Annotated in this window: 17 protein-coding genes and 1 other annotated feature; of the genes, 4 read left to right on the top strand and 13 right to left on the bottom strand. The window is 42.9% G+C overall.

Annotated features, from left to right (window positions below; translation table 11 throughout):
* The first annotated feature begins 1 nt into the window (after window position 1).
* Window positions 2-724 carry an SDR family NAD(P)-dependent oxidoreductase gene (locus tag KNP98_RS02875; protein WP_088837493.1) on the top strand — a complete coding sequence of 241 codons (723 nt, stop codon included), beginning with the start codon at window positions 2-4 and terminating at the stop codon, window positions 722-724.
* A 65-nt stretch (window positions 725-789) separates the two neighbouring features.
* On the opposite strand, the gene mecA is transcribed toward KNP98_RS02875, so the two are convergent.
* The 3 genes from mecA to KNP98_RS02860 all read right to left on the bottom strand — a co-directional run bounded on the left by mecA (window position 790) and on the right by KNP98_RS02860 (window position 2312).
* The gene (gene mecA / locus KNP98_RS02870; RefSeq protein WP_088837494.1) at window positions 790-1416 is read right to left on the bottom strand and encodes an adaptor protein MecA; all 627 of its coding nucleotides are present in this window, start codon (window positions 1414-1416) and stop codon (window positions 790-792) included.
* Window positions 1417-1591: 175 nt separating this feature from the next.
* Window positions 1592-1990, bottom strand: a complete 399-nt coding sequence (gene spxA, locus KNP98_RS02865) for a transcriptional regulator SpxA (RefSeq protein WP_029330996.1) — start codon at window positions 1988-1990, stop codon at window positions 1592-1594.
* Between the two features lie 184 nt (window positions 1991-2174).
* A complete protein-coding gene (locus KNP98_RS02860) occupies window positions 2175-2312 on the bottom strand; it encodes a hypothetical protein (RefSeq protein WP_167331086.1) in 138 nt (45 codons plus the stop codon).
* A gap of 225 nt (window positions 2313-2537) precedes the next feature.
* On the opposite strand from KNP98_RS02860, the gene KNP98_RS02855 reads away from it, so the two are divergent.
* The gene (locus KNP98_RS02855; protein WP_029330997.1) at window positions 2538-3071 is read left to right on the top strand and encodes an HD domain-containing protein; all 534 of its coding nucleotides are present in this window, start codon (window positions 2538-2540) and stop codon (window positions 3069-3071) included.
* Window positions 3072-3110: 39 nt separating this feature from the next.
* Here the strand turns inward: KNP98_RS02855 and KNP98_RS02850 are convergent, their stop codons facing one another.
* The 5 genes from KNP98_RS02850 to KNP98_RS02830 all read right to left on the bottom strand — a co-directional run bounded on the left by KNP98_RS02850 (window position 3111) and on the right by KNP98_RS02830 (window position 9066).
* A complete protein-coding gene (locus tag KNP98_RS02850; RefSeq protein ID WP_029330998.1) occupies window positions 3111-4064 on the bottom strand; it encodes an ABC transporter ATP-binding protein in 954 nt (317 codons plus the stop codon).
* On the bottom strand, window positions 4064-5137 hold the full coding sequence (locus tag KNP98_RS02845) for an ABC transporter ATP-binding protein (RefSeq protein WP_159173523.1): 1074 nt from the start codon (window positions 5135-5137) through the stop codon (window positions 4064-4066). The genes KNP98_RS02850 and KNP98_RS02845 overlap by 1 nt, the downstream gene beginning before the upstream one ends.
* A gap of 27 nt (window positions 5138-5164) precedes the next feature.
* Window positions 5165-6196, bottom strand: coding sequence for an oligopeptide ABC transporter permease (gene opp3C, locus KNP98_RS02840; protein WP_088837496.1), 1032 nt, complete (start codon window positions 6194-6196; stop codon window positions 5165-5167).
* Window positions 6196-7122, bottom strand: a complete 927-nt coding sequence (gene opp3b / locus KNP98_RS02835) for an oligopeptide ABC transporter permease (protein WP_088837497.1) — start codon at window positions 7120-7122, stop codon at window positions 6196-6198. The genes opp3C and opp3b overlap by 1 nt, the downstream gene beginning before the upstream one ends.
* Window positions 7123-7458: 336 nt before the next feature.
* On the bottom strand, window positions 7459-9066 hold the full coding sequence (locus KNP98_RS02830) for a peptide ABC transporter substrate-binding protein (protein ID WP_088837498.1): 1608 nt from the start codon (window positions 9064-9066) through the stop codon (window positions 7459-7461).
* A 271-nt stretch (window positions 9067-9337) separates the two neighbouring features.
* Between KNP98_RS02830 and KNP98_RS02825 the strand changes: the two genes are divergently transcribed.
* Both KNP98_RS02825 and trpS read left to right on the top strand, forming a co-directional pair.
* Window positions 9338-9718: a DUF3899 domain-containing protein gene (locus KNP98_RS02825; RefSeq protein WP_088837499.1), complete on the top strand. Its 381-nt coding sequence runs from the start codon at window positions 9338-9340 to the stop codon at window positions 9716-9718.
* A 60-nt stretch (window positions 9719-9778) separates the two neighbouring features.
* Window positions 9779-9987 (top strand) — a binding site (T-box leader).
* A 50-nt stretch (window positions 9988-10037) separates the two neighbouring features.
* Window positions 10038-11042, top strand: coding sequence for a tryptophan--tRNA ligase (trpS, locus tag KNP98_RS02820; RefSeq protein WP_239456910.1), 1005 nt, complete (start codon window positions 10038-10040; stop codon window positions 11040-11042).
* Between the two features lie 105 nt (window positions 11043-11147).
* On the opposite strand, the gene KNP98_RS02815 is transcribed toward trpS, so the two are convergent.
* From KNP98_RS02815 to mtnN, 5 genes are all read right to left on the bottom strand, one after another.
* Window positions 11148-12791, bottom strand: a complete 1644-nt coding sequence (locus KNP98_RS02815; RefSeq protein WP_088837501.1) for a peptide ABC transporter substrate-binding protein — start codon at window positions 12789-12791, stop codon at window positions 11148-11150.
* A gap of 208 nt (window positions 12792-12999) precedes the next feature.
* On the bottom strand, window positions 13000-14547 hold the full coding sequence (locus KNP98_RS02810; RefSeq protein WP_088837502.1) for a peptide ABC transporter substrate-binding protein: 1548 nt from the start codon (window positions 14545-14547) through the stop codon (window positions 13000-13002).
* A 330-nt stretch (window positions 14548-14877) separates the two neighbouring features.
* Window positions 14878-16119, bottom strand: a complete 1242-nt coding sequence (fabF, locus tag KNP98_RS02805; protein ID WP_088837503.1) for a beta-ketoacyl-ACP synthase II — start codon at window positions 16117-16119, stop codon at window positions 14878-14880.
* A 1-nt stretch (window position 16120) separates the two neighbouring features.
* On the bottom strand, window positions 16121-17065 hold the full coding sequence (locus KNP98_RS02800) for a beta-ketoacyl-ACP synthase III (protein WP_214810652.1): 945 nt from the start codon (window positions 17063-17065) through the stop codon (window positions 16121-16123).
* Window positions 17066-17172: 107 nt separating this feature from the next.
* The gene (gene mtnN / locus KNP98_RS02795) at window positions 17173-17880 is read right to left on the bottom strand and encodes a 5'-methylthioadenosine/S-adenosylhomocysteine nucleosidase (protein ID WP_029331009.1); all 708 of its coding nucleotides are present in this window, start codon (window positions 17878-17880) and stop codon (window positions 17173-17175) included.

Here is a 17880-nt window from a genome sequence, read left to right as displayed (position 1 = left end):
AATGAAAACTTACATCGTAACGGGCGCGACTGGTGGAATCGGGGAAGCGACCACCCTCCAACTTGCAAAAGAAGGACATACCGTTCTTGCCTTAGGGAGAAATACCGAAAAAGGAACGGTACTCGAACAACATGGACAAGGCAACATTCATTTTTTCCAGGTCGATCTTGCTAAACCACCAGAGATTCAGCAGTTCTTCGATGACACCGCGACTGACTTTCCAACCATCGATGGCATTTTTAACAATGCCGGAACTTTTGGAAAACCTGTCGCACCTGAACGCGTAACAGATGCCCAACAAGAAGTATTCCAAGTCAATTATCATGCACCTGAACAAATCATTCAACTCGCTGTCAAACGATTGTCCAAAGGGGCTTCAATCGTTAACAATAGCGCAATCGTCGGACATGTCAAATTCCCGGCGATGCTCTTACCTTATGCGTCTTCAAAAAGTGCTCTTATCACCCTTACGAAAACTTACGCGGCCCGGTTTCATGGAAAGTATCGTTTTAATGCGATCTGCCCCGGCCCCGTCGATACAGCATTAAGCCATTCCTTATACGGTGGGAAAGACAAGTTTGACTTGGCAATGAAACATCACCTTCGCGGGAACGCAGCACAGCCGGCTGAAATTGCAGAAGTCGTTTGTTTTTTATTGTCGGATAAAGCTAGTTATATCAATGGCCAATCATTAATCGTCGATGGTGGATATACATTGACGTGATGCTAACAAAAAAAGGACTGCTCCCTTTTTGTATAGGAGCAGTCCTTTTAACGTGACATTTGTATTTAGTTCGTAAAGTGCTTACGGACGACAGCAAAAACATCGTCGGCAATGATGGTTTTACCATACTCTGCGACCGGATGAATCGTTTGTTCGCTAAATTGCAAGTACTCGGCAATCAAACTCATCACGTTTTCTTGTTCTTCCACTTCCACTTCGTCTTTAAAATGGACGTGGAGCAAGTAGGCACCATCTTTTTGATAGAGCGCTGTTTTCAAATCTTTGAAGACCGGTGCTTCTGCATATTGGCTAAGAGCAATAACATGCTCAAAATCCGTCGTTTCAAATAATACGTCTTGGCTGAGTTCTGTTTCTTTATCTTCTGCCTCAGACATTGCTGAACGGAGTAATGAATCCAACTCTTCTTCATCCACTTGTTCGCCATCAACTGTTGTTTTAGCGATTGTAACCGTCACTTCAAGACCTTTTTCAAATGCTTGAACTTGTATCCATAGTGGACCTTCGAAGGAGATGGACTCTTTTTCATTCGCTTCATCCATCATCTGCCAGAATAACTGTTCTCCACGCTCACGGTTATACCAAATCTCGTCTCGGGCAAAGCCGCGGCGTTCGATATCCGTATACGTAATGAAGAACTTGACCGTGTTGTCATTGACGCGTTCGATTTTCAATATGTCCACTCCTTTCATCTCGCTCTTATCTAGTATACGAACGAGCACATAACATGGATTCAAAAAGAACCCCTTTTTAACCATATAGGGTATATTCCTTTGTTATCTTTATTTTAACCTTTTTTGACGGTAACAAAAAGCACACTGCTCACGGAAGCAGCGCGCTGGTTAAAATTTATTCGTTTACCAAGCGTTGCGCTTCCATCAATTGGAAAGTGCGAACTTTACGTGGTAAGAAACGGCGAATTTCATCCTCATTATATCCAACTTGGAGTCGTTTTTCGTCAATCAAAATCGGACGACGTAACAATCCAGGATATTCTTGAATTAAATCATAAAGATGTTGCAGCGACAAGTTCTCGACTGAAACGTCTAATTTAGAAAAGACTTTTGAACGTGTCGAGATAATCTCATCTGTTCCATCTTCCGTCATACGAAGAATTTGTTTGATTTCATCAAGCGACAATGGTTCCGAAAAAATATTTCGTTCCACAAATGGGATTTCATGTTCTTCAAGCCACGCGCGCGCTTTACGACAAGAAGTACAGCTTGGTGAAGTATAGAGTGTTACCATTGAAAAACATCCTCCCCCTGATTTACATCATGTCTGAACTATAAAAAGGAACGTATCCTTTTCCTAATTATTAATGATGATTCTATTACTTGACAGTTTACATTGAATTTCAAATAAAACCTAGCTATTTTTTAAGATGAAAGAAATTTTTCGTAAAAAAACTCGCTGGAGCCACGAGATGGCTTCAGCAAGCTGGCGTGTGATCAAAAGGTTGAGAAATCGTTTCTTTTGCTTTCGGGAGTTTCATTTCTTTTAATTTCTTTTCGAAAATATCCCGCAAAAGTCGTTTTTTCAACTTTTTCTTCTTATCACGTTCTTTCATAACTCCGACACCTCACTCGGTCCGAAAAAAGAACAAGCAACCAACGAAAGCTGAATTATCATCTTCTACATTAATTAGTATACCACGTTTGCCTAAATTCTATTCCTACTTCGGTTAATTAAATGTGTGAGATTGTTGCGTTCATTTAAGCAGAGAGTTGCAATTACTTGCAAATTCACGTAGAGTATATAGAAATACTTACTCGTTGAAAGGAGCATTTCAGTTATGCCAGTTACTTTAGTTACAATTATCGAACACCCGATTGCCCAAAAATATTTAGAGCGTTCTGGGCTCAATCATGCGATTTCCGTTGCGGAACGGGCATTGACGCTTGCGACACAGCGTGGTCTTGATGCTGATTCGGCGACAAAAGCAGCACTGCTTCATGACATCGGCCATTATGAATGGTATACGGATGGAACATGGAATTATGATCTTTACCGTCAAAATGATATTCATGCGATTAAAGGAGCAGAACGTGCCCATAAGTTATTAATTCGTTTAGGGGAAGAGCCGGCACGCGCAAAAGAAATCTCGCTTGCCGTCCTCTTACACACGGATTCATATCTCCCACCAGGTACAATTAACCGGACCCCACTCCAACAACTCGTCCACGATGCCGATACGTTAGAAGAGCAACCGGGTGGTTTGCATCATTATGAGAAAATCCCCTTTGATGAAGCCGTCAAACGTCTTGATGCATTAGATTCAGTTGTCCATCGCTTTAGTAACCTTCCACGAATCGCTTCCGAAAACTAAAAAAAGGCATTCCTGAACGATTCAGGAATGCTTTTTTTATTAGACGAGTTGTGCTTGATACGCTTCAAGCTCAGCATCCGTCATCGAGACGTAATGTCCCGGCTCGATTTCACGAAGTGCAGGGATACTCGAATCTTCACTCGATTTACCAACGGCTCCGCCTGTCGGGCGATCATAGACAATCCGTTTACGTGTCCGTTCGTGCTCTGGATCCGGTAGCGGGATTGCAGATAAGAGCGACTTCGTATACGCATGAACTGGGTTCTCGTACAAACGATCCGCATCACATAACTCAACAAGGTGACCTTGATACATAACACCAATCCGGTCCGAAATATATTTAACCATCGAAAGATCGTGGGCGATGAATAAATACGTCAAACTGCGATCACGTTGTAATTGTTTCATCAAGTTGACGACCTGTGCTTGGATGGAAACGTCAAGTGCCGAGATCGGCTCATCGGCAATGATGAAGTCCGGTTCTACTGCTAGTGCACGTGCGATCCCAATCCGTTGACGCTGACCACCAGAGAATTCGTGGGGGTAACGACTCGCGTGTTCTTTCGTCAAACCTACTGTTTCTAACAAGTCGTAGACACGGTTATCTCGCTCTTCTTTTGATTTCGCAAGTCCGTGGATATCAATTCCTTCTGCGATGATATCTCCGACTGTCATCCGTGGATTTAGAGATGCGTAAGGATCTTGGAAAATCATTTGCATCGCACGGTTGAACTTCAATTTTTCTTTACGTGATTTCTTCGCATGGACATTCTCACCTTTGAACAAGACTTCCCCGTCTGTCGCATCGTAAAGTCCGATAATCGAACGACCCGTCGTCGATTTGCCGCAACCTGACTCTCCAACAAGACCAAGTACTTCTCCTTCATAAATATCAAATGAAAGTCCGTCTACTGCTTTGACGACACGTCCTCGTCCAATATTGAAATGTTGCTTTAGATTTTTTACTTCAAGTAATTTATTACGGTTTTCCATTACTTAAGACCGCCTTTCAAAAGCGACTTCGCAAATGTACTATCTGGACGATATTTCAGTGCGAGGTCACGGATGGCTGCTGGTGGTTCTACGTAAGGAGCTTGTGGATGTAACAACCACGTTGCTGCTTCGTGTGTATCAGTGATACGGAAGAACGGAGGTTCTTTCTCGAAATCAATTTTCATCGCATATTGATTACGTGGTGCGAATGCATCACCTGTAGGCGGATGAAGCAAGTTCGGTGGCGTACCCGGAATCGCCGGTAAGTCCTGCGAACGGTCATCTGAAGGGCGTGGCATCGATCCGAGAAGTCCCCATGTGTACGGGTGGCGTGGTTCATAGAAAATCTCATCAACCGTACCTTTTTCAATCAATTTCCCAGCATACATAACAGCTACGCGGTCGGCCATGTTCGCCACGACACCGAGATCATGCGTGATGAAGATGATTGCTGTACCTGTTTTTTGTTGAATGTCTTTTAAGAGCTCTAAAATCTGAGCTTGAATCGTAACGTCGAGTGCTGTCGTCGGCTCATCGGCAATCAAAACTTTCGGGTTACATGCTAACGCAATCGCGATAACGATCCGTTGACGCATCCCACCTGATAATTGGTGTGGATATTGTTTTAAACGTGCTTCCGGATTCGGAATCCCTACGAGCGTCAATAATTCGAGCGTCCGTTTTTTTGCGGCATCCCCTGTCAAGCCTTGGTGACGTTTCAAACCTTCTGCAATCTGTTTGTAAATTGTCATCGTCGGGTTGAGTGATGTCATCGGATCCTGGAAGATCATTGCGATGTCACGACCACGAACTTTTTGCATTTCCTTGTCCGACAACTTGACTAAGTCACGGTCTTCGAAAATAATCTCACCATTCGTGATCTCACCAGGAGGATTCGGAATCAGTCGCATGATTGCTTTTGATGTAACCGACTTTCCTGAACCAGATTCACCAACGATTGCAAGTGTTTCACCTTTTTTTAAATCAAACGATACGCCACGGACGGCTTGTACCGTCCCGGCATACGTATGGAAAGCGACGGTTAGGTCGCGTACAGATAAAATAGTTTCCATTGTGGATGAACTCCTCTCTAATTTCCGTTAGCGGCGTAGACGTGGGTCAAACGCATCCCGTAATCCATCGGCCAACATGTTAAAGCTGATCATTAGGAGTACGATGACCGTCGATGGCACGACAAGCAAGTAAGGGAACGTCTTCAATTCTTTGTACCCTTCGTTGATCAATGTACCAAGGGACGGTTTCGGTGGAGCGAGACCAAGTCCAATGAAGCTAAGGAACGCTTCGAAGAAAATCGCACTAGGAATCGTGAACATAAGTGAGATGATAATAATTCCAAGAGTATTTGGAATCAAATGCTTAAAGATTAAACGTGAGCTAGAAGCCCCAAGCGTACGTGCTGCGAGTACAAATTCCTGATTCTTAAGTTTCAGGATTTGTCCTCGAACGAGTCGACTCATCCCAATCCATCCGGTGATGGTCATCGCCAAGATAATCGTCGTGATCCCCGGTTCAAGAATCAAGATGAACAGAATGATTAAGATTAAGTTCGGAATCCCGGTCAGGATTTCTGTAATACGTTGCATGATGTTATCAACACGACCGCCATAGTAAGCAGAAAGTCCACCATATGTGACACCGATGATGACATCGATGATTGCAGCCATGACACCAATAAAGAGTGAAACGCGTGTACCTTCCCAGACACGTGACCAAGAGTCACGTCCGAGATGATCCGTTCCGAACCAGTAGTTTTCTGTTACTTGTTTTTGCTCGTAAAAATCAATTTCTTTATCACCTAATGTTGCCATACCATCAAATCCGGCCCACTCAAGCCCTGTTACTTTTGGTGGTAGCTTCGCTTGCGTGATCGTTTGCGTGTAAGCATCGCGCCCAGAAATCATCGGTCCGAAGATTGAAAGTAACGCAATGATAAGAATGATGATGAGCGAAAGAATCGCTGCTTTATTTCGAATAAGACGCGTCCAGGCATCTTGCCAGAAATTTAAACTTTTTCCGGCGATACGCTCTCCGGCTTGTTCGTTGAACTCAACCGTTTGAAACAGTGACGAATCGAATTGTTCCGTTTTTGCATTTGAATTTTGCTCTGCCATTATTCATTACCCCCCAAACGAATCCGTGGATCAACGACACCGTACAGTAAGTCGACGATCAAAATCATAAGGATGAAGACCGCTGAGAAGAACAGTGTTGTTCCCATGATGACTGTATAGTCATTTAGCGTGATTGATGATACGAACAACTCACCAAGACCCGGTACAGCAAAGATTCTTTCAATGACGAGTGTTCCTGTGATTAAGGCAGCAGTCATCGGTCCAAGAATCGTAATTGCTGGAATCAAGGCATTACGCACCATGTGTTTCCACGTGATCGATTGTCCATCTAGTCCTTTTGCCTTAGCAAGCGTGACATAATCCTGTCCTGTTACCTCGAGCATCTCCGTTCGAACAAAACGAGCGATGGAGGCAGTAACTCCTAAGGACAAGGAAATTGTAGGCAAAATCGTATGTGCTGGGCTTTCCCAGAAGGCGACCGGCAAAATGCCCCATTTCACTCCTACGTAGTATTGAAGAAGCGAAGCAAATACGAACGACGGTATTGAAATACCGAGTACTGATGCAAACATCGCACCGTAATCAATCGCTGTGTTATGACGTAGTGCCGCAACGACACCAAGTAAAAGACCTGCAAAGACACCGAGTATAAGTGCTTGTGCTCCTAATTGAGCTGACGGTCCGATCCGTTCCATGATTAAATCTGTAACAGGACGGCTATCATATTTAAATGATACTCCTAAGTCACCTTGGAACAAGTTAACCATGTACGCTGCGTAGCGTTGTGGAAGTGGATCATTCAAGTTGTACTTATCCCGAAGGATATTCAATTGCTCAGGAGAAAGCTTTTCCTGGTTTTGGAACGGTGAACCTGGTAACAGATCCATCAAGAAGAACGTGAATGAAGCGATGAGTAAAAACGTCAGTACGCCGTAAGTAAGGCGTTGAGCTAAATAACGGCCCATAGATGGCACCCCCTATAAAGATTTTTCTGTTTTTTTCGAAAACATCAATAAAACCAGTATGACGTAAAATTGTCGGAACATTCAAGAATTTTGTTGTAAAATTTTAAATTCTTTTTTGTCCCAACCTGATATGATGCCCCCCATGATCACTGTTTTTTCACAGTTAACCAATATTTCAGAATTTTTCGTTTGATTCCATTATACTTTGCTAACAAAGTAATTAGAACATCTTTTTTACAAATAGTTCACATTTCGTTTAGAAATGATTACACATTCAGAAAAAGTAGTATAAAACAGGAGCGTTCCCTGAACCTAATTCGGGACGCTCCAGTTTTTTTACTTCATATCAACATATTTGTATTGGAAATCCGCACCAAACAATTGGCGTTTGAAGTTTTCAACTGTCGGACGGCTCAAGTAAGCTGCACCTGCTTGATACAATGGCGCAATTGCTTGATCTTTCTCGATCAATTGGGCTTCCGCTTGCTTGAACAAGTCGAGACGTTTCGTAACATCTGCTTCTTTATTGGCAGCATTCAACAACTTATCATATGCTGATGAGTCGTAATTAACATCGTTTTGACTATTTGTTGATTCAAAGATCGACAAATTCGACATTGGATCTTGGTAATCAGGACCCCAAAGTGAATACGACATTTGGTAGTCACCTTTAGACTCTAAATCGAGTTTGTTCTTGAATGGCTGTTGTTTGATTGAAACTGTCACGTTCGGCAAGTTTCTTTCAATTTGACCTTTCATGTACTCACTTGTCTTTTTAGAGTCTTCGCTGTCGAACGATAATAGTTCAATCGTTGTTTTCTTATCGCCATTTGCTTTTTTCCAAAGATCAGCTGCTTCGTTCCCATCACGATCGAACCAGTTAATGTCACTCGTATAGTCTTTTCCAGCTTCATCTTTAATGAAGTCTTTTGGAATGAAGCTTGTTGTTGGAATCGAACCATTCGCAAGTAACGTTTCCGTGATGCCTTTAGGATCAATTGCGCGAGCGATCGCTTTGCGGGCATTGACATCTTTCATCGTCGCATCTTCGTTATTGAACTTCAAATAAGCGATCGTAGAACGTAATGCCGTATTGAATTCAGGTTTCGATTCATAAACAGCAACTTGTTCAGATGTTAAGCCAGCATAATCGATGTCATTCGATTCATACAGGTTAGTAACCGTTGACGAATCTTTAACGACACGAATCGTTACTTCGTCAAGACTGACGGCATCTTTATCCCAATAGTTTTCATTCTTAGTCAAGACACGTTTTGAATCTGTTTTCCAAGAGGTCCAAACGAATGGTCCGTTGTATAACAATTTATCCGGTTGAAGTGAAAAGTCTTTTTCGTTCTTTTTATAAAAATCTTCACTAATCGGTGTATATGTTCCAAATGACGTCAGTGACAAGAAGTACGGCGATGGACGCTCAAGTGTTACTTCAAGCGTTTTATCATCAAGTGCTTTGACTCCTAATTCATCAACTGGTTTTTTCCCTTGTGAGACAGCTGCACCATTTTTGACAGTATCAAAGATATAGGCATATCCTGAACCTGTTTCTGGATCAACTGCACGTTTCCAAGCAAATTCAAAATCTTGTGCTTTGACTGGAGAACCATCAGACCATTTCGATTCACGAAGTGTAAACGTGTACGTGAGGTTATCACTCGAGATATCTGTTTTTTCGGCTAGTGCAGGAATCGCCTTACCTTCTTTGTCTAACCGGTAGAGTCCTTCCATCGTGTTCCCAATCATATCAAATGCGACTGAATCCGTTGCTTTAGCCGGGTCGACCGTCGTAATATCGGACGTACTCGTTAAGCGCAAGTTTTTCTTGTCTGAAGAACCTGAATCTTTATCTCCGCTCGTCGAACATCCTGCAAGGACTACACTCCCTGCTAGCATGACTGATAACGCGAGACCGACAGTTTTTTTCTTCATCGGTGAGTCATCTCCTTTTCAATTTTCAAGTTGCCATAAACAGTTATGACATCAATAACGTTGGATCGAATCCACATGCATTCCCCAAAATGCATTGACCTGGTTTCGAAAATTCAAACGAAGTGATAAGTTGATTTTATGTGAGAATAACAATAACGTCAAGTGAATAGTCACACTATTTGCTGTTTTAAGATATATAACCGTAATAAATTCGTAACTTTCGGGAGCATTGCGTATAATGAATTCATAATCCATATTAAGGGGGACTACTATGCGTTTTCACTTGTTTCGTCCGATTTTAATCGCTTTAATTTTATCGATTATTTACACCATTTGGGCGAGTTTCACGGATTCAACCCATTCTTTTTTTTATCACTTTTCGGGTGGGTTATTTATCTCAGGATTCATCTTAATGGCAATCGGATTATTTTCTAACATGTCTGCAAATGGATTTTTTAGAGGACTGACTGCCGGGTTCAAAAAACAACGTGAGGCAAGATTACGAGAAATCGATGGTGAGTATCACGAGGACGAGGATGAAGAGCACGAAGTGTATGAAGAAAAGCGGAAACGTTCTTTAAACCGGACAGGGCCATACTTGTCTAGCGGCTTATTGTGCATTGTTTTCTCATTGCTTTTATCATTCGTTTAAACGAATTTTTCGTGACGCTAGACAATGGTCTATGGTAAAATCTTGTTAAGTTACATGTATAATAACACGGTGAAGAAGAGTAGTACATCGAGTCGTCACTTTAAGAGAGTCCATGGTTGGTGTGAATGGATAGTGGATGCAGATGGAATGGACTTCGGAGTGGCTGACTTGAACAGTGAAGTAGAGTCAGACGGGATTGCCCGTTACAGCAGTTTAGAGCGGCTATTATCATAGCAACTTGGGTGGCAACGCGATGACTCGTCCCTTGATTATTCAAGGGACGAGTCATCTTTTTTTATTCTATTTTCGGAGGGAAACGATTATGAAAACGATTTTTTCAGGTATTAAACCAACCGGTACAGTCACGCTAGGAAACTACATTGGGGCGATGAAGCATTTTGTCAACTTACAAGATGAGCATGATGCCTATTATTGTATCGTCGATCTCCATTCGATCACAGTCGAGATTGACCGTGTCGAGTTGATGAACAATACACGTGCCCTCGCTGCACTGTATATTGCAAGTGGTCTCGACCCAGAAAAAGCGACGATTTTCGTCCAATCAGAAGTCAAAGCACACGCGCAGCTCGGATGGATGTTAACGTGCCTAGCAGGTATGGGTGAACTTGAACGCATGACGCAATATAAAGATAAATCACAAGGAAAAGAGCGGATTGGCGCAGGTCTCTTCGTCTATCCGACGTTAATGGCCTCTGACATCCTTTTATATGATGCGGAACTCGTCCCTGTCGGTGAAGATCAAAAACAACACATCGAGTTGACACGCGACTTAGCACAACGATTCAATAGCCGGTACTATGAGACCTTTAAAATGCCTGAGCCAGTCATCGCAGAAACAGGTGCTCGTATCATGAGTTTGACGACACCAGAGAAAAAAATGTCTAAAACAGATACGAATCCAAAAGGCTACATCACGATGCTCGATGAACCAGCTAGTATCCGTAAAAAAATTAAGTCGGCCGTGACGGATTCGGAAGGAATTGTTAAGTTCGATCGGGAAAACAAACCGGGTGTCTCAAACTTACTCGAAATCTATTCACTACTCGCTAATATCTCCATCGCCGAGCTCGAAGCGAAATACGAAGGTTCAAATTATGGCGTGTTCAAAGCAGATGTTGCTGAAGCAATCATTGCCGAGCTCGAGCCGATTCAAAAGCGCTATTATGAGTTAATCGATTCAGAAGAACTCGATGTCATTTTAGATCAAGGCCGTGAAAAAGCTGACCTCGTCGCTTCTCGTAAACTTGCTAAAGTAGAAAAAGCCATGGGGCTCCAACGCAAACGTGCTAAAGTCAAAAAATAATCAATTCTTTCATTAAAAAAGGTCCCGTGCTCTTTGTGTAAAGAGTATGGGACCTTTTGTCAAAAAAAGAGAGCATCTCTACACTAGAGACGCTCTCTTGACATTTTATTTACCTTCGATCGAAGCCCATTTGTAAGAGAAGTCTGCGCCGAAGTTATGCTCGACAACACCTTTTACGTATGGTTTAACGAGGAACGCACGTCCACGTTGATAAACAGGTGAGATTCCCGCAGAATCAAGAAGGATTTTCTCTGCTTCTTGAAGCTCAGACCAACGTTTTGCTGCATCCGTTTGTGTTTGTGCATCTTTGATGAGTTTGTCGTACTCTGGATCTGACCAGTCACCACGGTTATATGGTCCATCAGTCAAGAAGAGATCGAGGAACGTCATTGGATCTTGATAGTCAGGACCCCAGCCTGCGAATGAGAATTCGAAGTCGCCTTTGTTTTCAAGATCAAGTTTGTTTTTGAACGGTTGTTGCTTGATTGTGACTTTCATACCTGGAAGGTTCTTTTCAAGCTCGCCTTTCAAGAACTCACCGATTTTCTTCGCATCATCACTATCATAGTTAAGAAGCTCAAGTTCGACTGAATCTTTGCCGATTTCTTTTAAGCCCTCTTCCCAAAGTTTTTTCGCTTCATCCGCATTGAACTCGTTGAATGTTGGATACTTTTCACGGAAGTCTTTTCCGTCAGCATCTTTCGCGAAGTCTTTTGGTACAAGATAGTTTGCTGGAAGTGATCCGTTTGCAAGGATGACATCCGTGATTCCTTTTTTGTTATATCCCATGTCGATCGCACGGCGAATTTTTTCATTTTCGAGTGCTTCAACTTTCGTATTCAAGTAAAGGTAGAAGATTGTTGATTCACCTTTAGTTTCAAATTCTTTATTATCTTGATACTGAGCTACGAATTCAGATGAAAGACCTGTACGGTCGATCGTCCCTTTTTCGTAAAGGTTAACAGCAGTCGAAATTTCTTTTACGACCTTAACATTGATCGTGTCTAATTTGACGCTATCTTTATCCCAGTAGTTATCGTTTTTAACCATTTTCCAGCCTTGTTCACGTGTCCATTCTGTTAACTTGAATGGTCCATTGTAAAGTGATTTGTCAGCTGTCGTACCGAAGCCCTTACCGATTTCTTTCGAAAGTTCTTCCGATTTCGGCATGAATGGACCGAATCCAGTCAATCCGAGGAAGTAATCTGCAGGTGATTTTAATTTTACTTCGAACGTTTTATCATCAACTGCTTTAACGCCTACCGCGTCACGCTCGCCTTTTTTCGTGTTGTATTCTTCAGCACCTTCGATGTTGTAGAATACGTACGCATATTGCGATGCGTTTTCTGGGTTAAGCACTTCTTTCCAAGCGTACTCGAAGTCTTTTGCAGTGATTGGTGTACCATCAGACCAGTTAGCATCACGTAGCTTGAACGTGTACGTCAATTTGTCGTCAGAAACCGTATGGCTTTCTGCAATACCTGGTGTTGGCTGTTGCTTGTCATCCAAACGGTAAAGACCTTCCATCGTGTTGTTCAAGACGTTGAAAGAAACAGCGTCCGTAGAAGTTGTTGGGTTAAGCGTCGGGATATCCGCGCTTTCGATCAGGTTAAGCGTCTGCTCACTTGATTTTTTGTCCGAACCGTTATCGCCCGATGAATCATTTGAATCAGTCGTCGAACAAGCAGCAAGGAATGCGCTTGATACGAGCGCTACCGAGGTAGCGAGTGCAAAACTTTTCTTTTTCATGATACGATGACCCCCCTAAAATTTCCAAAGCTAGTAATCTAAAGTTTTTGTCCGAAAAAAAGTAGTACTTTTTGGCCGAACAAAACTCTCCGTTACAAATAGTTTACAATGTTCTGATAATTTTGCAAAGCTTTTATCCGATTTTTCTAAATATTTTTTCAAAAAAATAAGAAGGACATGGGTGCATCCCATGTCCTTCCTTAATTGATTAATTCGATTTCTTTACTGTTCGAAGCAAATATTCAGGTCCATAAATTGGCACCGTCAAGCCGTTTATCCCTTCTTTTACCAACATATTTTCCGTTGTCTGATAAAGTGGAATAATGACCGCATCTTTTTCAATCAATTTTTTTTCAGCAGTTCGATAACCTACAGTTTTTTCTTTTATTGTCTTTACATTTCTTGTTTCTTTAATCAATTTGTCATATTCTTTTGAATTGTAATTTACTTTATTCAAAGGATTATCGGATACGAATTGATTTAAATATGCGAGAGGACCTGGGTAGTCAGGCATCCAGCCTGTCAGCGTCATGGAAAAATCGCCAGATTGTTCAAGGCGTATTTTATCTTCGATATCTACATTTTTAGTAACAATATCGATTCCAGGCAGCTGCTTTTCAAGAATTTTTTCAATTGTTTTCCCTAGCTCCAATGCTTTTTGATCATCAAAATTCAACAATTCAACCTTCACTTTTTTCTTAGTTGCCTGTTTCCACTTTGTCGTTGTTTGCTCTTGAGGTGGAGAAATCCAGTCACTCGCCGTTACTACAAAACGATTCGTCGGTTTCCCTGATAATCCGAGCGGCAAGTTCAGTGTTTGTTGATTCATCAGTGTAGAAGAGATGGCTTGACGGGCATTTCGACTTTTAAATAATGGGTCGTTCATATTAAAGGCCAGATAAAAGACTCCGCTCCGACTTTTTTGATAAGTAGGCTCGTCCCCCATCAAAAGATTTGTATCAAATCCTTCAATTAATGGCAACATGTCTGCCTGATCATTTCGATATGCTGTCACCTGATCTGACATACTTTTAGCGGTGATACTTTTGACGGTATCGAGCTGAACCACAGTCGCTTGATGATAATGATCATTTTTTTCAAGCATGTAGGATGCCTTTTTCATCTCACGCATTTTAAATGGACCATTTTCATTCAAATCCGACCATTCGCTTACTTCAGGTTGTGGATAAAAGACAGACATGGCCAGTAATTGTGATAAATCCGAAACCGGCTGATTTAATTCAATGATTAGCGTTGATTTTCCTTCTGCTCTAACACCAAGTTTATTCGGTGGGAGTTCGCCATCATTGACTTGTCGTCCATTTTTAAAAACTTCAAATAAAAAACCATATGGTGAATTTGTCTCATTTGAAGCAACACGTTGAAAACTATCAACAAAATCTTGCGCTTCGACTGGCGTACCGTCAACGAACTTTGTTTCTTTTAGTTCAATCGTGTACGTCAAGCCGTTATCCGAAACAGTCATCGTTCGGGCGAGACCTTTTCGGACAGATGGACCGCCAGTAAACACAAATAGTCCTTCATATAATTGTGCAAGCAACGTTTGTGAACGATTATCTGTTGCCTGTGCAATATCCGGTACTCGTGGCATCGATGACTCAATGATTGTCATATGCTGTTGTTGCTTTTTTGTAGAGGCTTCCTCTGTTGTGTTTTGTTGAAACACAACGAATCCACTAATGATTACTCCGATTACTAAAAACATTAAAACAAACAGTTTAAATTGCTTAGACATATTTTTCCCCTTTTATTTTTAAAGTGACTCTATTATTCAAACAGAATTCAACCAAAAAAGCGACCTTACTGTCTTATTGACAGTAGGTCGCTCCAGGCTGTAGACAAAGTGTTATCAAGAGATAAAGCATTTTTTTCGTTGCTTTCCTCGGGCGTTGCGCAAGCTGTTGCTCCTTGGTCCTCACGGACACGAGCAGGGTCTTGCCTGCCCCTGAAAGTGCGTTAAACACGCACTTCTTCCCGTAGGAGTCAACGAAATATGACACTTTTTAGGTAATACTATGACGGAAAACCGGGCATGCAGGCGGTTTAGAGCGCAATCCTTCAAGAATTATGCTTGCTGGTACCGCTTAAAGACGAGTGATGCATTGTGCCCACCAAAACCGAGCGAATTGCTTACTGCATACTCGACGTCCCATGCTCTGCTACCTTCACGAACGTAATCTAAATTACAGCCTTCGCTTGGTTGTTCGAGATGAATCGTCGGGTGAACCGTTTGTTCTTGCAACGACTTGATTGTTGCAATCGCCTCGACGCCACCTGCACCACCGAGTAAATGACCGATCATTGATTTCGTCGAGTTCACAGCGAGTTTCGCTGCATGTTCTCCGAAGACCGTATGAATGGCTTTCGTTTCCAGAACATCATTCATCGGCGTACTCGTACCATGCGCATTGATATATTGAACAGCAGTTGGCTCGATGTTCGCATCTTGAATCGCCATCGCCATCGCACGTGCGCCTCCATCACCATCCGGATCTGGAGCAGTAATATGATACGCATCTGCAGTCAGACCGTATCCACTGACCTCTGCGTAGATTTTTGCTCCACGAGCAATCGCGTGATCGTATTCTTCAAGGACGAGAATGCCTGCCCCTTCTCCCATGACAAATCCATCGCGTCCCTCATCGAATGGACGGCTCGCTGTATTCGGGTCATGATTTGTCGACATCGCTTTGTTCGCACAAAAACCGGCGAACGCTAAGTTCGTGATTGGTGCTTCCGCCCCACCGGCAATCATGACATCCGCATCACCACGTTCGATTACGCGTAACGCTTCACCGATTGCATTCGTACCTGAAGCACAGGCAGTGACAGAACAGTTATTTGGACCTTTCGCTCCTGTATAAATCGAAACTTGACCACTAGCCATATTCGGAATCATCATTGGAATGAAGAACGGGCTGACACGACGATGTCCGCGCTCAAAGTAGATTTTCGCTTGTTTTTCAATCGTCTCCACGCCACCAATCCCTGAACCAATCCATACGCCTGTACGTTCAGCATTCGACTTGACATCAAGTCCTGCATCTTTGACAGCTTCCATGCTTGCGACCAGTGAATAGTGAACAAATCGATCCATCTTGCGTGCTTCTTTTGCTTCGATGAATTCTGTAATATCAAACCCTTGTAACTCACCCGTCACTTTTGTTGGATACTCATCGATATCAAGTCGCTCCATCGGACGAATCCCGTTTTCACCTGCTTTTAATGCATTCCAAAATGTATCCACATCATTTCCAATCGGTGTTAGTGCACCCATACCAGTAACTACTACTCGTTTTCTCGTCATCTTATATGTTCTCCCCTTTAGTCCAAGTAATGTAAGAAGCTCCCCAAGTCAATCCGGCACCAAAGCCTGCGAGAACGAGTGTCGTTCCCGGCTGTAGTCGCCCTTGACGCCGCGCTTCTTCTAAAGCCAACGGAATCGAAGCCGCTGATGTATTTGCATGTTCATCAATTGTGACGATGACTTTCTTTTCATCGATGCCTAATCGTTCGCGTGCCGCGTCGATAATCCGTAAGTTTGCTTGGTGCGGAATCAATAAGTCAAGTGATTCCAACGATCCGTTCGCTTTTTGAATGACTTTATCGACAATCTCTGGTAATTTTCGAACGGCAAATTTAAACACTTCTCGTCCGTTCATTTCAATTGGCCCATCCAACTCTTTAAACAACAGATGCGCTCCTCGCCCATCCGTTCCGAGTTCAAACGCATTCAACCCTTGCTGTTCTGTTGGTCCGAGGACGACTGCACCCGCACCATCTCCAAATAAAATTGCTGTCGACCGGTCTGACCAGTCGACGATGCTCGACATTTTTTCTGCCCCAATGACAAGCGCATATTTAGAGTTCGTCGTCTCCATCATGCTTGATGCTGTTTGAAGAGCGAAAATGAAGCCGCTGCAGGCAGCACTAACATCAAATGCCGTCGCGCCTAGCGCCCCTAACCGTTCCTGAACGATACAGGCTGTTGAAGGAAAGGCACGTCCCGTCGCTGTTCCGACGACAATCAATCCGATATTGTCTGCTGTTAGGTCCGCATCGATCAATGCTTGTTTAGCGGCCTCTGTCGCTAAATCCGTTACATCGACTTCGTCTGTTGCAATCCGTCTTGCACCGATTCCCGTTCGTGTCCGAATCCATTCATCGCTCGTATCAAGCGTTTTCGCTAAATCATCATTTGTAATTCGACGTTCTGGTAATGACGTCCCTAGTCCTACAATCCCGATATTCATGTGGTCGCTCCTTTAGTATTAGTATCTGGTACTAATATAAAGCGTTAATCCTTTTTTGTCAAAGAAAAAAGAAGGGTCCCTTCAATCAGGGCCCTCCTCCGTCTACCTTACGCTTCAGAATCTGCTAGCGTTCGTACAACTTCCATGACCATCTTCGCAGAGTTAATCGACGCAATTTCTAAAAATTCATCAAATGAGAGTGAAGCTTCCTCATCTGCACTATCCGAGATCGAACGTGTTACGACGAAAGGAACATCGAATTGATGACAGACTTGTGCGATCGGTGCTGCTTCCATTTCAACTGCTGCGACGTCCGGGAAGTTCTTTTTAATAAGTGTCGAGCGCTCTGTATCATGAATGAAGGAATCTCCTGTCACGATTAGACCGTGAACGACATTAATCGACTCCATCCGTTCGATGACGGCTTCAGCTGTCGCGACAAGTTTTTCGTCTGCCACGTAAGCAGCTGGCATACCCGGTACTTGTCCATATTCATATCCGAATGCTGTCACGTCGACATCATGATGACGGACTTCTGTCGAGACGACGACGTCACCGACAGTCAGCCCTGCCTTAAATCCACCAGCAGAACCCGTATTGATGACGGCACTAGGTTTAAAATGATCCAGTAACAATGTCGTTCCAATCGCAGCATTCACTTTCCCGATGCCTGATTTCAAGATGACGACTGGCACACTGTTCAACAAACCTTCATAAAAATGATAGTTAGCAATCATCGTGTCTTTTCGTTCAGAAAGTTCATTCCGAAGTAAGTTGACCTCTTCTTCCATTGCTCCAATGATAGCGATTGGCAT

Source organism: Exiguobacterium sp. s127, assembly GCF_018618695.1.
Taxonomy (GTDB): Bacteria; Bacillota; Bacilli; order Exiguobacteriales; family Exiguobacteriaceae; genus Exiguobacterium_A; species Exiguobacterium_A oxidotolerans.
The sequence above is the reverse complement of the archived record's forward strand: the minus strand, read 5'-3'. Positions and strand labels throughout refer to the sequence as shown.

Excerpts from the sequence above, each read along its gene's own strand:
- KNP98_RS02810 (WP_088837502.1), bottom strand. The coding sequence starts at position 14,547 with ATGTCTAAGCAATTTAAACTGTTTGTTTTAATGTTTTTAGTAATCGGA.
- fabF (WP_088837503.1), bottom strand. The coding sequence starts at position 16,119 with ATGACGAGAAAACGAGTAGTAGTTACTGGTATGGGTGCACTAACACCG.
- spxA (WP_029330996.1), bottom strand. The coding sequence starts at position 1,990 with ATGGTAACACTCTATACTTCACCAAGCTGTACTTCTTGTCGTAAAGCG.
- KNP98_RS02845 (WP_159173523.1), bottom strand. The coding sequence starts at position 5,137 with ATGGAAACTATTTTATCTGTACGCGACCTAACCGTCGCTTTCCATACG.
- KNP98_RS02855 (WP_029330997.1), top strand. The coding sequence starts at position 2,538 with ATGCCAGTTACTTTAGTTACAATTATCGAACACCCGATTGCCCAAAAA.
- opp3b (WP_088837497.1), bottom strand. The coding sequence starts at position 7,122 with ATGGGCCGTTATTTAGCTCAACGCCTTACTTACGGCGTACTGACGTTT.
- KNP98_RS02815 (WP_088837501.1), bottom strand. The coding sequence starts at position 12,791 with ATGAAAAAGAAAAGTTTTGCACTCGCTACCTCGGTAGCGCTCGTATCA.
- KNP98_RS02875 (WP_088837493.1), top strand. The coding sequence starts at position 2 with ATGAAAACTTACATCGTAACGGGCGCGACTGGTGGAATCGGGGAAGCG.
- mtnN (WP_029331009.1), bottom strand. The coding sequence starts at position 17,880 with ATGCCAATCGCTATCATTGGAGCAATGGAAGAAGAGGTCAACTTACTT.
- KNP98_RS02830 (WP_088837498.1), bottom strand. The coding sequence starts at position 9,066 with ATGAAGAAAAAAACTGTCGGTCTCGCGTTATCAGTCATGCTAGCAGGG.
- KNP98_RS02800 (WP_214810652.1), bottom strand. The coding sequence starts at position 17,065 with ATGAATATCGGGATTGTAGGACTAGGGACGTCATTACCAGAACGTCGA.
- KNP98_RS02850 (WP_029330998.1), bottom strand. The coding sequence starts at position 4,064 with ATGGAAAACCGTAATAAATTACTTGAAGTAAAAAATCTAAAGCAACAT.
- KNP98_RS02860 (WP_167331086.1), bottom strand. The coding sequence starts at position 2,312 with ATGAAAGAACGTGATAAGAAGAAAAAGTTGAAAAAACGACTTTTGCGG.
- KNP98_RS02825 (WP_088837499.1), top strand. The coding sequence starts at position 9,338 with ATGCGTTTTCACTTGTTTCGTCCGATTTTAATCGCTTTAATTTTATCG.
- opp3C (WP_088837496.1), bottom strand. The coding sequence starts at position 6,196 with ATGGCAGAGCAAAATTCAAATGCAAAAACGGAACAATTCGATTCGTCA.